This is a genomic window from Planctomycetota bacterium, assembly GCA_033763975.1.
Taxonomy (GTDB): Bacteria; Planctomycetota; Phycisphaerae; order Phycisphaerales; family UBA1924; genus RI-211.
In genome coordinates this window covers 89,634-104,038 of the sequence record JANRJM010000004.1, presented here as the reverse complement: position 1 = coordinate 104,038, position 14,405 = coordinate 89,634, and the positions used below count along the sequence as shown (strand labels likewise).

Genomic DNA, 14,405 nt, shown 5'->3' with positions numbered 1-14,405 from the left:
CCCCCCCCCCCCGCCCCCCCCCCCGCCCCCGCCCCCCCCCCCGCGGCCCCCCCCCCCCCCCCCGGCGCGCCCGATCGCCCTGTGGTGTTGGCTGGCTCCCGTGTCAGCCCGAGGGCGCGCCGAGGGCAGTGTGTGTTCGCCTTCGTCGCAACGATGTGCTGCACAAGAGTGCATGCGGTTGCGCAGCCGGTACCGCAGGAACACGTTCAAGGGTGGGTGGACGGGCGGAGTGCGCTAGGGGCTCAGGTCGGCAACAAGTTCGCTGTTGAAGCGAACTGGAAAGTCAACCTGCGAATCCCGCTTGATCCTTCGACCACAGAGGCACTCGCGCGTGACCTTTCCGAGTTCCCCGATCACCCGCTTCGCGGGCGGCAGCAGAAGATGCGCGACGCGGCAGAAAAGGGAATCGAGACCGCCCGATACCTCGCTGCGGCGGACAACCTGTGGAGAATTGCAAAGGACGAAGCCGGGCCGGACGGCACGCGTTGGCACTCCGGCGGATCGGGCGACGACGCCTGGATGTGGTACCAGACCGAGGTCACGGTTGTGCATGCGGAGCGCCCGCCCCATGGTCGAGACTACCCTGACCTCCGCTTCGAGTACCTGGTCGACATCCTCGACTTCACAACGGGCGGACTCGCAGACTTGCCTCCACGGACGCGCACGTGGCGGGTCACCGAGCACTCCGGAAGTAGTTGGAAGGCGGTGGCCCATGTCGGCGAGCCACCTGTGCAATATACGGCGGTGGGTAGCTGGGATCCCGGCGCCGGTCGAGGCACCGTGCTCGCAGTAACATCTGATACGTCCCGAACCGAGTACTCGGAATGGCGTGAACGGAGCGGATTCTGGACCGCGGGCGTCGTCAAGCAGTCTACCAATGATGGCTATCGCCGAACGGCAACGCTGATCGACATTGGCACGCCGCCGCGGGAGAAAGTCGCGGCGCTCGCTCGAACTCCGACGCCGGGCACCCCCGATGCACTTCTTACGGAGGCGCCGCCGATGACTCTCGTTGATCTTCGCGGCACCGTGCCGTCCGCGATCCGCCACACGCCGGAGGGAATGATACAACTCGACCTCCAGGAGACGCCACAGAGTGCAGCCCGGCGGATGTTCCGCTGGGCTGGGTGGGCGATCGGTGGTTCGCTGACGGCATTGCTCGGCGCGGCGGTCTGGTGGCGTGTTCGTCGAGGGAGTACCTGAAGCCAAGGAGATTCACATGCTTGGTCGTCTCTCGTGTGTTGTGGTGATTGGTACGGCGGGGCTGCTCACTTCCATGGCCTGGGCGCAGTTCTGCTATGTAAACTCCCAGGTACAATGCTGCAGCGTCGTGGCGCCGGGACCCGGCACCCAGCAATGCGGCTCTACAACATGCGTCGACGTGATTCTCATCGATTCGACCATAAACTATGTGCAACCCACATCGTCGAGCGGCCACAAGACAACTGTCGTGCAAGAAACACCGGTCACATGCAAGTGGGAAAAGCGGTACTGTGTCAATGGGGTCTGCAAGCAAGGGCCAAATGAAGAGCTTCAATGCACCCCTTCTCGCCTCGATACGCCGCTTACTGCTTGCCCGTGAGGGGTCGACATGCGCCGGCTCTCCGTCATCCTCTGCTGGCTCACGGGCACGGCGTTCGCCGCGACGGGCTTCGCAAAGTTGATGGACCTCGGCGAGTTCGAGGCCCAGCTCGCGGGCTGGACTTTGCTCAGCGAACCCTCGTTGCGCGCACGCCTTGTCATCGGGCTGCCGGCCATTGAGATCTTGCTCTTCGTGGGCTTTGCATGTTTCCCAGAGAAGCGAGCAGTCTATGCGTGCTGCATGCTCGTGGTTCTGATCACGTTTTCGGCAGCCTACAGCATCGAAGCACTCGGTAGCGGCCCTCCGGACTGTGCGTGCTTTGGGATCTTTTCGCGGCACGTGGCGTTCCAGCACGAAGCCGGATGGGTGATTGCCAGGAACGCATTTCTCGCACTGCCGCCCGCAATGCTGCTGGCGGCCAACAGAGGACGCGGCGGGTTATCGCCTCGGGCCTCGGTCTCGCGCGGCGCGAGGGGATTTTCCGTTCTCGAGATGCTCATTGTGATTGTGGTGGTCGTGGCGCTGCTGGCTATCCTCTTTCCGGTGCTTCGCCACGTGCGTCGATCGGGTCGAGACGCAGGCACGCTCAACAACCTCCGCCAGCACGCGGGCGTGTTCCTCCTCTACAGCGCCGATCATCGCGAGCAGTTCCCATACTTCACGAAGCCGCTGCCCGGCCCCGCCACCCCCCTCGAAGACCCGAGCGGCCGGATCTGGAATGTAGGCTACTTCCACGCACACTTCATGTGGCCCGTAGCACTTTCTCATGGATATTACAACGGAACAACCACACGCGGCAGCATTCGCAGCCCGTTCCGTTCGCCCGAACCGACGTGGGATTATCAGTATCCGTGCGTCTTTATAGCCGACCCGGCTTATTGGAGCACGTTTACGCGCAAGCATCCTCCGGTGCAGTTCCGCGCGGTCAAACTCAGCGAGGTCGCTCACCCGGGATCGAAAGTGCTCATCAGCGACGATGCGCTGTGGAAGTCGACCGAACGCACGTCGCCGCAAGGCGCCGGCGGCTGCGTCGATGGCCACGCCGAGATCATCGCCGTCGGTCGCATGGCACCCTTCTACCGACCCGGCGACACGAGCTTCGAGTATGGCCGGCACATCTCGTCCAATCCGCTGATGCACACCCTCGGGGGCGTCCACGCCGCCGACTTTGGTCCGCGTTAGACGGGGCCGACTGCACGCGGCGGGCGTGGTGAACGCTTAATTCGCGACTACTCGATCGTTTCCGAGGACTGGCAGTCCACAAGGTGTCCCCGGCCACGCATCCAGCCGCGCGCCCGGATTCGAACGGGAACGCGAGTTCGGGAGCTTCGTGCCAATAACCTTGACCGACGCCGCCTGTCGTGGTAACTTGGGTAGAGTTCGCGGTCGTGGCGGGCGGGCGCGGTGCGCTCGCGTTCGCCGGGAGTCCTCGGCATGGACGACCAGGCACCCAAGCCGGATCTGGAAGGCGTCGAGGGCGTCGTGAAGTGGTTCGACCCTCGCAAGGGGTACGGCTTCATTATCGGGCCCGAGGGCCAGGACATTTTCACGCACTACAGCGTGATCCAGGGCGAGGGGTTCCGCGCCCTGAAGGACGGGGCGGCGGTCAACTACGACGCCGTGAAGTCGGACAAGGGCTGGAAGGCGACCCGGGCGGCCCGGATCGAGCGGGTCGAGGTGACCGACGCCGTCAAGCCCACCGGCTATTCCCGCGCGCCGCGGCCTTCCTGACCGGCCTCACAGGCGCCCCGTCCGACGCGTGCCGCGCCCAGGCCCGCAATACTCAGGCCGTGATCTGGGCGGCGGTCTTTACTTTGGGCATGCTGGCGGGCGGGTTGATCGCTGGGCTGACGGCGCGCGCACGCGATCGAGCGGCGCGGGAGCGGTCGCTCGAGGCGGAGCGACGCGCGCAGCACGGCGAACGCCTGGCCGAGTTGGGCGCGATGACCTCCGGGCTCGCGCACGAGATCAAGAACCCGCTCTCGACCATCGGGCTCAACGCGCAGCTCTTGGGCGAGGCGATCGAGGGACTGCCGGACGGGCGGCCCGTGCCCGCCGACGAGCGCCAACGCCTCGTCCGTCGCGTGACGTCGCTGCGGCGCGAGGTCGAACGCCTGCGGGGCATCCTGACCGACTTTCTGTCGTACGCAGGCGAAGTGCGGCCCGATCTCGCCCGTGCCGACCTGAACGGCGTGGTGGAGGAACTGGCCGATTTCTTCCAGCCGCAGGCGCTGCAGCAGGCGGTGCGTTTGCGGACGGACCTCTCGCCCGGGGAGGTGTGGGCGACGATCGACGTGCAACTGGTGAAGCAGGCGGTGCTGAACCTGATGCTGAACGCGGTGCAGGCGATGACGCGGGGCGGGGGCGGGGACGGCGCCCAGGCGGCGGTACGCGAGCTCATCATCCGGACAGAACGGACGCGCGAGGGCCCGTCGTGGCGGGCGCGGGTGCACGTGATCGACACGGGGCCGGGGATCGCGCCCGAGGTGCTGGGCCGCCTGTTCACGCCGTACTTCACCACGAAGGCGGGTGGGAGCGGGCTGGGGCTGGCGACGTCGCGCCGGCTGATCGAGGCGCAGGGCGGGCGGATCGACGTGCACACGGAGCCGGGGAAGGGGACGGACTTCACGGTAACGCTGCCCGGGGCGGAGCCGGCGGGCTAGGCGCCCCGTATCGTCCGGCGTGCTGATCCTCACCGTGCTGCAAGGGCCCGACAAGGGGCGGAAGTACGAACTGCCGGCGCACGAGCCCCAGTTGATCGGGCGGTCGAGCGAGGCGTTGCCGATCTCGGACGACGCGGTGTCGCGTCGGCATGCGGAACTGACGCCCGACGACGGCGGGTGGTACATCCGCGACCTTCAATCGCAGAACGGGACGCACGTGAACGGCGTGCGGATCGCGGACCGGACGCGCCTGCGCGTGGGGGACCAGATCCGCGTGGGGCAGACGCTGTTCGTGTACGGCGTGACGGACAGCACGGACCCGGACGTGGTGCGCGTGGTCGGGCCGTCGCGGATGGACGCGTCGATCGATCGGACGCTTCCGAGCACGACCCCGCCGGGGCTGCTGCTGCCGGGGGGCAACGACGACTCGGTGATCCTGGCCGAGCCCGAGCCGCGTGCGGCGGCGGTGGACCACCTGCGGGTGATCTACCGCCTGACGACGCTGATCACGCGTCCGATGGACCGGCAGGAGCTGTGCCGCGTGGTGCTGGACCTGGTGTTCGCGGAGTTCAAGCCGCAGCGCGGGTGCATCATGCTGGCGGGCGAGACGCCCGACGCGCCGCCGACACCCGCGGCGGTGAAGTACCGCGAGGCGCCGCTGGATCCGGAGGACGCGAAGATCCTCGTGAGCCGCACGATCCTGTTCCACACGCTGACGAAGGGCGAGGGCGTGCTGTCGAGCAACGCGATGAACGACCCGCGCTTCCAGAGCGGGGACAGCGTGCAGCGACTGCACATCCGCTCGGCGATCTGCTCGCCCATCCGGTTTGGCGAGCGGACGTTCGGGGCGATCTACATCGACTCGACGATGGCGAACTACACGTTCACGCCCGAGCAGTTGGCGCTGCTGAACGCGATCGGGCAGCACGTGGGGCTCGCGCTCGCGAACACCGAGGCGCACCAGCAGAAGCTCCAGAGCGAGCGCCTGGCGGCGATCGGCGAGACCGTCGCCTCCCTCTCGCACTCCATCAAGAACATTCTGCAGGGGCTGCGGGGCGGGGCCGACCTGGTCGAGATGGGGCTGCGCAAGGAAGACCTCAAGATCGCGGCGGGCGGGTGGCCCATTCTGCACCGGAATCTCTCGCGCATCATCAGCCTCACCATGAACATGCTCGCGTTCTCGCGCCAGCGACGCGTCGAGGTCGACCTCGCGCCGCTGGGCACGCTCGTGGACGACTGCGTGCAGTTGCTCGAAGGGCAGGCGGCCGCCCGGCAGGTGGCGATCATCTCGGACGTCGATCCCGAGATGCCCCCGGTGCCGATGGACGCCGCGCTGATGCACCAGGCGCTGATGAACCTGCTGACGAACGCGATCGAGGCGTGCCCGCCCGGCGACGGGGCGGTGACGGTGAAGGGGCTGTACCACCCGGGCGGGGGCGGGCGAGCGGCGGAGGCCGAGATCGCGGTGATCGACAACGGGCCGGGCATCCCGGCGAGCAAGCAGCGCTGGATCTTCGAGCCGTTCAACACGACCAAGGGCATCAAGGGCACCGGCCTGGGCCTGGCCGTGGCGAAGCGCGTGGCCGAGGACCACGGCGGGCGCATCGTGCTGGAGAGCACCGAGGGGCGCGGCGCCACGTTCCGGATTCTCATCCCCGCCGACGCCCACGGCATGGGCGATCCGTCGGCGACGGCCGCCTCACGCGGACCGATGTTCCCGGGCGATCTCGGCGGGCGCTAGGCCGGTGCGGCCCGGCACCTCAGGCCCCGGCGGGCGCGTCGGCACCCACGGCGGACGACGCGTCGGCGGGCGGCTCGGGCTCGCGCCGGAACACGACGATGCCGCTGTGCTCGTCCTGGCGCACGCCCGCGCGGCGCGTGCGCACGAGTTCCAGCAGCGCCAGGAAGAGCCCGATCATCTCGCCCCGCGTGCGCCCTTCGAAGAGCGACGCGAGCGCGACGCCCGGGCGGCCCGCGGGGGCGTCGCCGGCGTCGGGCGCCGTGACGCGCGCCAGGATCTCCTCGGCGTGCACCTCGATGGGGGTGTCGTCGTACGTGACCTCGTGGTCGCCCAGGCGTTCGAAGTTCACGGACTCGGCGATGCGCGCGAACGCGTCGGCCAGGTCCATGATGCTCAGGTCGTCGAGGTCGAGGTCCTCGGCCTGCGCCAGGGCGGCGCGCAGGCTCTCGTCGGGCACGTCGACGCCGGTGATCCCGGCGCGTCGACGCCACTCTTCGCCCCGGCGTTCGAGCGCGTCGCCCGCGTCGCGGAATCGCTTGTACTCGATGAGTTGTCGCACGAGGTCGGCGCGCGGGTCATCCTGGCTGGGCGGGGGCGCGTCGCCCGGGCCGGCGGGCGCCTGCCCGGGGCGGTCCTTCGCGAGCACGCGGCTCTTGATCTCCATGAGCGTGGCGGCCATGACGAGGAACTCGCCGGCGACGTCGATGTCGAGGCGCGCGGGCGAGGTCTCGCGCAGGGCGGTGAGGAACGACAGGTACTGCTCCGCGACGCGCGCGATCGGGATGTCGTGGATGTCGACCTCGTCGCGCTTGATGAGGAACAGCAGCAGGTCCAGCGGGCCTTCGAACGCGTCGAGCCGGACTTTGTACTCGTCGATCTGCATGCTCGCCCTCGTGCGACCCCCGTGCCGCGCCCGCCCGCTCCGGGCAGTTTACGCTTGTCCATGACGATGACGGGAGAACCGGCGGCCCACGCCCGCCCGGTGACGGCCTCGGGGGAGATCGAGTTCGCCCGGCGCGTGCTGGAGCACGAGGCCCGGGCGCTGCAGGCGACGGCGGGCGGCCTGGGCGAGGACTTCGCCAGGGCGGTCGGCCTGATCGTGACGTGCGCGGAGCGCGGCGGGACCGTGCTGATCTCGGGGCTGGGCAAGAGCGGGCTGGTGGGCGCGAAGATCTCGGCGACGCTCGCCTCGCTGGGCATCCCCTCGCACGCGGTGCACCCCTCCGAGGCCGCCCACGGCGACCTGGGGCGCTTCCGCCCCACCGACACCGTGATCTGCATTTCCTGCTCGGGCGAGACGGAGGAAGTGGTGGCGCTCGCGGGCATCCTGCGTCAGGACGGGCTGCCGATCATCTCCATCACGTGCGTCGGCGAGCCTGGCGCGCCGAGCACGCTGGAGCGCCTGGCGACGGTCGCGCTGCGCTTGCACACCTCGGGCGAGGCGGGTGCGCCGGAGTTCATCGCGCCCACGAGCTCCACCACCGCGACGATGGCGCTGGGCGATGCCCTCGCGCTGGCCGCGGCGAAGCGTCGCAACTTCACCGACGCCGACTTCGCCCGGCGGCACCCGGGCGGTGCGCTGGGCGAACTGATGCGCCCCGTGACGGACGTCATGCGCTTCGTGGCCGGGAAGAACCTGCCGCTGCTCGCTCGAGGCCTGTCGGTGCGCGATGCGCTCGTGCGGGCGGCGCAGGGCGGGCGGCGCCCGGGCGCGATGCTCATCGTCGACGACGACGGGCGCCTCGCGGGGATCTTCACCGACGGCGACCTGCGCCGGCTGGTGCTGCGCGGGCCGGACGAACTCTCGCGCCCCGTGGGCGAGGTGATGACCGCGTCGCCCCGCACGCTGTCGAGCGTGGCGCTCGTGCGCGACGCCGTCCGCATGTTCCGCGAGTTCCGCCAGGACGAGACGCCGGTGGTTGACGGCGACGGGCGTCCGGTGGGTCTGCTCGACGTGCAGGACCTGATCGCGCTGCGCCTGGTGGCGGACGAGCCCGGGGGCCGCGCGTGACGCCGCACATCCGAGCCTCGGGGCGGGGCGAGCGCCGTGCTGCGCGCCGCGGGTCGGCGCGCAGCACCGGGCTGGGCGTCGCGGCGGGCGTCGGCCTTGTGGTCATCGGCGGGCTGGCGTGGATGGTCGCGCGGTCGCCGTCGGCCGGTGATGCCGATGCCCCCGCGCCGGTAGTGGCGCCGCCGCCGGATGTCCGCGAGTTGGGCACGGGCGGCGGGGCGATCCAGGGCGTGGGCGGCGCGGGCAAGATGTTCTTGCAGGTGGTGGACCCGGGCGACCCGACGCGGATCCAGGCCGAGATCCGCGCGGACCGGTCCGAGCCGCTGGCGCAGCGCCGCGTGCGGATGGAGCGTCCGAGCGCGTGGGTGTATCTGGAGGACGGACGGTCGCTGCTGGTCGAGGGCGAGGCGGGGGAAGCCACCGTGCCGCCCGAAGGCTCGGACGGACGTCCGGACGACGTGGTGCTCACCGGCAGCGTGCGCGTGCGGCTGTACGACGAAGTTCCCGGGTCTGCGCGGCCGGACCCCGCGACTGGCGTCCCGCTGGTGTCGCTCGCGACGGAGCGCCTGCTCGTGGACGCGGAGCGGGGCGAACTGACGATCCCCGGGGAGTTCTCGTTCCGCTCGGCGCGGGCGGATTTCGACGGGTCGGACCTCGTGCTGGTCGTGAACGAAGCCGCGGGAAGGCTGGAGCGGTTGCGCGTGGGCTCGACGCGCGCGCTGGTCTTTCGGCCGGAGGCGGCGTCAGTGGCGGGCGTCGGCACGCCGACAGGCGCGTCGGGAAGCGCCGCGCCGGCCGTGTCGGCTGGCGATGCGCTGGTGCCGGCGGGTTCGGCGCCCGTCGCCGGCGGGGGCCCGTCGCGCGCGCCGGTCGGGCCGGCCCAGAGCGTCGTTGCACAGGGCGGCACGGGCGGCGCGAACGTCGAGACGATCTACCACACGCTCGCGTCCGGGGATGTCCGTATCTCGCGAGGGTCGCAGTCGCTGGCCGCGCCCGCCGCGGAGTTGTTCGTGCGGCTCGTCGACAACGCACTTCCGCCCGACGCGCTGGGGCCCGCCCGCGCGGGCGCGAACGTCGAGCCGGCGCGGCCCAGCGGCACCGCCCCCGCGCCGACGGCTGCTCCGCCGCCGGCGCCAGTTGTCGAAGGCTCTCAGACTCCCGGTGCGATCGCGCGACAGGACGACGAGGCGCCGCCGGACGAGCCTGTGACGATCACGTGGTCCGGGGCACTGGAGATCCGGCCGACGACCGATCCGCCCGGCGCGATGCAGCGCCAGCACGTGTACGTGCGGTGCGCGGCGGAGGTCGCCGGCGGCGTCGTGGCGCGTGACACCGAGGCGGACGTGACCGCGAGCGGGCGGACGCTCGAGTACGGCGCGACTCGGCGCGAGCTGTCGTTGTGGGGGGCCGGCAGTTCGGGCGCGACGCTCGCGGCGCCCGGGCGGGGCGAGGCGAGCGCGTCGCGCTTCGATGTCTCGCTGGCGACGGGGCGGGTGGTCGTGCCGGGCGCGGGCGTGCTGCGGGCCACGGGCGACGCGCCGGCGGCCGGGCTCGCTGGCGCACCGGGCGTGGGGCAGCCCGCGGGCGAGGCGGGCGAAGCGCGGGTGGTGTCGTGGACGACGGAGGCTGTGTTCGAGTTCGCGGTGCGTGACGGCACGATGACACGCGACCTGACGCGCGCCATCCTGACGGGCGATGCGCGGGCGTCGTCGGAGGGCGGGGCGCTGAGCGCGAAGTCGATGACGGCGGAGTTCGCCCCCGACGCCGAGGGCTCGCCCGCGCTGCGGCGCCTGCACGCCGTGGGCGACGCGACGGGCCGCGACGCGGAGGGGGGCGGGGTGCGGGGCGACACGATCGACGCGATCTTCGCGTGGTCGCCCGAGGGCGCGACGCGCCTGCAGCGCGTGGTGGTGGACGGGCGGGCCGAGGGCGTGCAGAAGAACACGCGCCTGGGCGCGGGGCGTATCGAGGCGGAGTTCGAGGCCGACGAGCACGGCGATCCCGTCGCGCGGCGCGTCCTGGGCACCGGGGGCGTGCGCTTCGAGGGCGAGGACGACACGCGCGCGACGGCCCGGCAACTCGACGCCGACCCGTCGCGCCGCCTGGCGACACTCACCGGCGACGCGACGATCTCGCGCGGCGACTCGTCGATCCACAGCGAGCAGTTCACGCTCGACGGCGCGGCGCGCACGCTGCTGGCGTCGGGCCCGGGGTCGCTCACGCACGCGGAAGCATCGGAGACCGGGCCCGTGACGGCCCGGGCCGAGGTCCGCTGGACGCAGCGCCTGCTCTACGACGAGACACTCGCCCGGGCCGAGGTGCACGGCGAGGTCCGCGGCACGCTGACCCGCGGGCGCGACAGCACGGACACGCTCAGCGCGGATCGGGCGGTGCTGCTGATCGACACGACGCCGACGGACGAGGGCTCGCGCCGCACGGTCCGGTCGGTCACGCTCACCAGCGACTCGGGCATGTGCAAGGTCGAGGCGCGCCGCTACGCGCCGGGCGCCGAGCCCCGCACGCTCGAACGCCTGCTGTACCTGGAGGGCGCGGAGATCGTCGCGGACCAGACGCGCGGCACGCTCGACGTGCCCGGCGCGGGCAAGCTGCTGGCGCTCGACCGGTCCGCCGCCGAGGCGACGACGCGCCCCGGCGCGCCGGGGGGCATCGGCGTCGGCCAGCGCGGAACGGCGCTGTTCACGTGGCGGGGCGGGCTGACGCTCGACCGCCCGCGCGGCACCGCGTCGCTGCACGACGACGTGCGCCTCGTGCACCAGCAGGGCGAGGGCGACTCGCGCACCGACCTGCGCTGCGATCGCCTGGACGCACGCTTCCGCGAGCACGCCGACGGCGACGCCCGACCCGCCGACGCGCCCGCGGGCGATCTGCTCGGCGCGGACGCGTCGGGCGCGGTGGTCGTGATGGCGAACGGGCGGCGCCTCGATTGCGGGCAGTTGTCGTACGACGCCCCGACCTCGCTGGTCGACGCGTGGTCGCGCGAGTCGCCGGTGACGCTGACGGACCCGCAGTCCGCGTCGCCCCTGCGGGCCGAGCGGATCAAGTGGTACCTCGACGGCGACCGGATCGAGCTGCTCGGCGTGGGCCCGGTGTCGGCCCCGCGCTGAGCGTGCGGGCTAGGCGAGCAACTGCGTGAAGCCCGTCGCCTCGCCGATCTTGTGGATGGTGAGCGTGTTCGTCTTCTTCGCCTGCCCCAGCGGGCGCCCCGCGAGGAGCACCACCGCGTCGCCCGGCTTGCCGATGCCCTTGGCGACCAGGTACTGGTCCATCGCGGCGTTCCACTCCGAGAGCGTGCCCGTGCCCGGGGGCGTCATGCAGATCGGCGTCACCGAGCGCAGCAGCGCCATGCGCCGGCAGGCGCGGGCGTCGCTCGAGCACGCGATGATCGGGATGTGGAAGCGGTTCTGGCTGAGGTACCGGGCCGTCCCGCCGTTCTCCGACCAGCAGACGACGGCGACGGCCCTGAGGTCGTGCGCGATGGAGTACGCGCCCTGCGCGAGGGCCGCGGTCCCGCGGTGGCTGGCCGTCAGGCGCGTGGGGGCCGCGTGCGGGTCGTTGCGCTCGCGCTGGAGCGTCTCGGCGGCGTCGACGATGCGGGCCATGGTCTCGACGACGAGCGCGGGGTGCCGTCCGGTGGCGGTCTCGGCCGAGAGCATGACGGCGTCCGCGCCGTCGAGGATCGCGTTCGCGACGTCGCTGGCCTCGGCGCGCGTCGGGCTGGCGTTCTCGATCATGGACTCGAGCATCTGCGTCGCGACGATGCAGGGCTTGCCGTAGAGCGCGCACGTCCGCACGATGCGCTTCTGCACCACCGGGACCTGCGCGAGGTCCATTTCGACGCCCAGGTCTCCGCGCGCGACCATGACGGCGTCGGACGCGTCGACGATCGCGTCGAGGTTCGCCACCGCCGCGGGCATCTCGATCTTGGAGACGACGGGGATCCAGGGCCCCTCGCGACGCTCGTACACGCCGTCGAGGTGCGCCTTGAGCGCCCGCACTTCGTCCGCCGTGCGGACGAACGAGAGGGCGAGGAAGTCCAGCCCGTGGCGGACGGCCCACTCGACGCACGCCCAGTCCTGTTCCGTCACCGCGGGGGCCGAGAGCACGCTCTGAGGCAGGTTGATTCCCTTGCCGCTGGTGATCCGCCCCCCCACCGTCACGCGGCAGCGCAGTTCGCCCCGGGCCGGGTTTGATTCGACCGCGAGCATGCGGATGGCGCCGTCGTTGATGAGCACCTTCTGGCCGATTGTCACCTCGTCGACCAGCGCGGGGTACGTGACGGGCAGCACCGGCTCGGGGCCCAGGTCGCCCGCGCGGACGCTCGCGAGATCGACGTTCCGCGAGAAGACCACGTCCTGCCCGACGGCGACGACCACACTGCCCCCGCCCGACGACGACGTTTCGCCCACGCCCGCGGGGATCGTCCCCACGCGGATCTTGGGGCCCTGCAGGTCGCCCAGGCACGCCACCTGCACGCCCATCGACTCGGCGGTCTCTCGCACGGCCTTGAGGCGGCGTTCGTGCGCGTCGAACCCCCCGTGCGAGAAGTTGAACCGGAAGACCGCGACGCCCCCGGCGATGAGCCGCCGGATGGTCTCGGGCGAATCGCTCGCCGGGCCGATCGTGGCGACGATGCTGGCGAGGATGGGCGGCGCGGGCACCTCGCTCGCGAGCGCGACGGCGGCCGGTTCGGGGTGTGTCGGCATGCGCTCCCTCTATCGGCCCGCGCCGGCCCCGGGCTCAACGCCGGTCAGGATCGGGGTGTGAACGGCCTGGGGCCCGCCCGCACGGGGGGACGCCGCCTGCCCCGTCCCGAGCGCGACGACCTCCTGGTACCGTGCACGGAAGAACCGGGTGTACGCGATCTCGCACCGGGCCCGGGCCGCCCGGTCGCGCCACACCGTGCTGATCGCCTTGTAGTTTTCCGGCGTGAAGGCGAGCGGGGCGCCGTCGGGCCCGGGCGTCGTCGGAAAGGCGTAGAACGCCGCTTCCATCGCCGCCAGCCGCGTGGCGTCTGTCGCGGGGTTCGCGCGGGCGGCGAGCAGCGCGGCCCACGCCTCACGCAGCGGCCCGGCGTTGTCGATCGCGAACGCGCCCATCATGATCGGGATCGCCGAACGCCACCCCGCGGGCTTTGCCGTGCTCGCGATCTCGAACGGGTTCACGCCCCGGTCGACGAACGCGTTCGCGTAGCGCTGGTACATCGCGCGGCGCACCGGCATCCGGCGCAGTTCGTTCACTTCGGGGCCCATGGGCTCCCCGCCGGGCCCGCGCGGGTTTGATGCGCCCGCGGGCGTGCCCGTGGCGTGGAACTGCCACAGCGCCTGCCCCTCGTCGCTCAGGCAGAACCGCACGAACCGGCGCGACAGTTCGGGGTTCGGCCCGCCGCGCAGGATCGACACCGGGTCGGCGTCGATGTACGTCTCGCCCGGCGGGTCGACGTATCCCACGCGGCTCTCCGACGGCGGCACGCCGGGGGGCGTCACCGCCTGCGCTTGGCCCCGCCCGTAGAAGTCAATCGCCAGACCCGCCGCCGAATCGCCCTGGCTCACGTCGATCGGAGGCTTGGGCGAGGAGTTCGTGAACGTCCGCGCGTTCGCGCACATCTCTCGCAGCAGCCGCCAGCCGGCGTCCCAGCCCTCGCGGCTCAGGATGGCGTCCAGCGATGTTGCGGCGGACCCGGACTGGCGCGGATCGGCGAAGGTGAGCCGTCCGCGCAGCTCCGGGCGCGCCAAGTCGCGGAACGACGCGGGCTCGGGCAGGCCGAGCTCGCGCAGCACGTCGCGGTTGTAGACGATGCCGAAGCCCGACACCGCGGTGCCGAGCCAGAACTGGTCGGGGTCGTACAGGCGCCCGGCGCCGATGGTGTTCTCGCCGAACCACTCGTCGAGCTGGGCCTGCTCGAAGCCGGCGGGCTCGGACATGGGGATCGATTGGTCCGCGCCGCCGACGCTCACGCGCGTGCCGGTCTTCAGCCGCCCGTGATCGAACGACCCGCCCCCGAACATGATGTCGTACGCGCACGCGCCGGCGGGGCAGGTGGGGTTCTTGGGATCGCTGAAGTCGAAGGCCGAGGCCGCCGCCTGGTAGTGCGCCTCGAGCACCTTGATGATCTCGCTGGTGCCTCCCGGCTGTCGCCAGTCGATGGCAACCGGTGTGCCGAACTCCCGGCGGTGCCAGCGGTCGAAGCCCTTGGAGAACTCGTTCTGAATCTGGGGCACGTGGGGCGTGACGACGACCAGGGTCGGCACATCCGCGCCGCCCACCCTGGGGGCCGCGCGGGGGCGCATCGCGAAGGGCACGCCGAGGATGACCGCGAGGAGGACGAAGATGCCGAGGCGCGATACGGTCACGACGCGATGATAGGAAACCGCGCGAACGCGCGCCCGC

General features: G+C 71.5%; 10 protein-coding genes. 7 read left to right on the top strand and 3 right to left on the bottom strand.

Features of this window, described 5'->3' with window-relative positions; all coding sequences use genetic code 11:
• The first annotated feature begins 132 nt into the window (after positions 1-132).
• The 5 genes from SFY69_03285 (at position 133) to SFY69_03265 (ending at position 5,986) form a co-directional block, all read left to right on the top strand.
• Complete coding sequence (locus SFY69_03285; protein MDX2131062.1) at positions 133-1,203, top strand: hypothetical protein; 1,071 nt, start codon at positions 133-135, stop codon at positions 1,201-1,203.
• 388 nt (positions 1,204-1,591) lie between these two features.
• Positions 1,592-2,764: a hypothetical protein gene (locus tag SFY69_03280; GenBank protein MDX2131061.1), complete on the top strand. Its 1,173-nt coding sequence runs from the start codon at positions 1,592-1,594 to the stop codon at positions 2,762-2,764.
• 252 nt (positions 2,765-3,016) lie between these two features.
• Complete coding sequence (locus SFY69_03275) at positions 3,017-3,313, top strand: cold shock domain-containing protein (GenBank protein MDX2131060.1); 297 nt, start codon at positions 3,017-3,019, stop codon at positions 3,311-3,313.
• Positions 3,314-3,372: 59 nt separating this feature from the next.
• On the top strand, positions 3,373-4,245 hold the full coding sequence (locus SFY69_03270) for an ATP-binding protein (GenBank protein ID MDX2131059.1): 873 nt from the start codon (positions 3,373-3,375) through the stop codon (positions 4,243-4,245).
• Positions 4,246-4,264: 19 nt separating this feature from the next.
• A complete protein-coding gene (locus SFY69_03265) occupies positions 4,265-5,986 on the top strand; it encodes an ATP-binding protein (protein ID MDX2131058.1) in 1,722 nt (573 codons plus the stop codon).
• Positions 5,987-6,005: 19 nt separating this feature from the next.
• Here the strand turns inward: SFY69_03265 and SFY69_03260 are convergent, their stop codons facing one another.
• Positions 6,006-6,869, bottom strand: coding sequence for a segregation/condensation protein A (locus SFY69_03260; GenBank protein MDX2131057.1), 864 nt, complete (start codon positions 6,867-6,869; stop codon positions 6,006-6,008).
• A gap of 60 nt (positions 6,870-6,929) precedes the next feature.
• Between SFY69_03260 and SFY69_03255 the strand changes: the two genes are divergently transcribed.
• Together SFY69_03255 and SFY69_03250 are read left to right on the top strand one after the other, a co-directional pair.
• The gene (locus SFY69_03255; GenBank protein ID MDX2131056.1) at positions 6,930-7,997 is read left to right on the top strand and encodes a KpsF/GutQ family sugar-phosphate isomerase; all 1,068 of its coding nucleotides are present in this window, start codon (positions 6,930-6,932) and stop codon (positions 7,995-7,997) included.
• Positions 7,994-11,122: a hypothetical protein gene (locus SFY69_03250; protein ID MDX2131055.1), complete on the top strand. Its 3,129-nt coding sequence runs from the start codon at positions 7,994-7,996 to the stop codon at positions 11,120-11,122. Before SFY69_03255 ends, SFY69_03250 begins: the two co-directional genes overlap by 4 nt.
• Before the next feature lie 9 nt (positions 11,123-11,131).
• On the opposite strand, the gene pyk is transcribed toward SFY69_03250, so the two are convergent.
• Together pyk and SFY69_03240 are read right to left on the bottom strand one after the other, a co-directional pair.
• Entirely contained in the window at positions 11,132-12,721 is a 1,590-nt protein-coding gene (gene pyk, locus SFY69_03245) for a pyruvate kinase (GenBank protein MDX2131054.1), read from the bottom strand.
• 9 nt (positions 12,722-12,730) lie between these two features.
• Positions 12,731-14,368, bottom strand: coding sequence for an extracellular solute-binding protein (locus SFY69_03240; protein ID MDX2131053.1), 1,638 nt, complete (start codon positions 14,366-14,368; stop codon positions 12,731-12,733).
• Between the last annotated feature and the right edge of the window lie 37 nt (positions 14,369-14,405).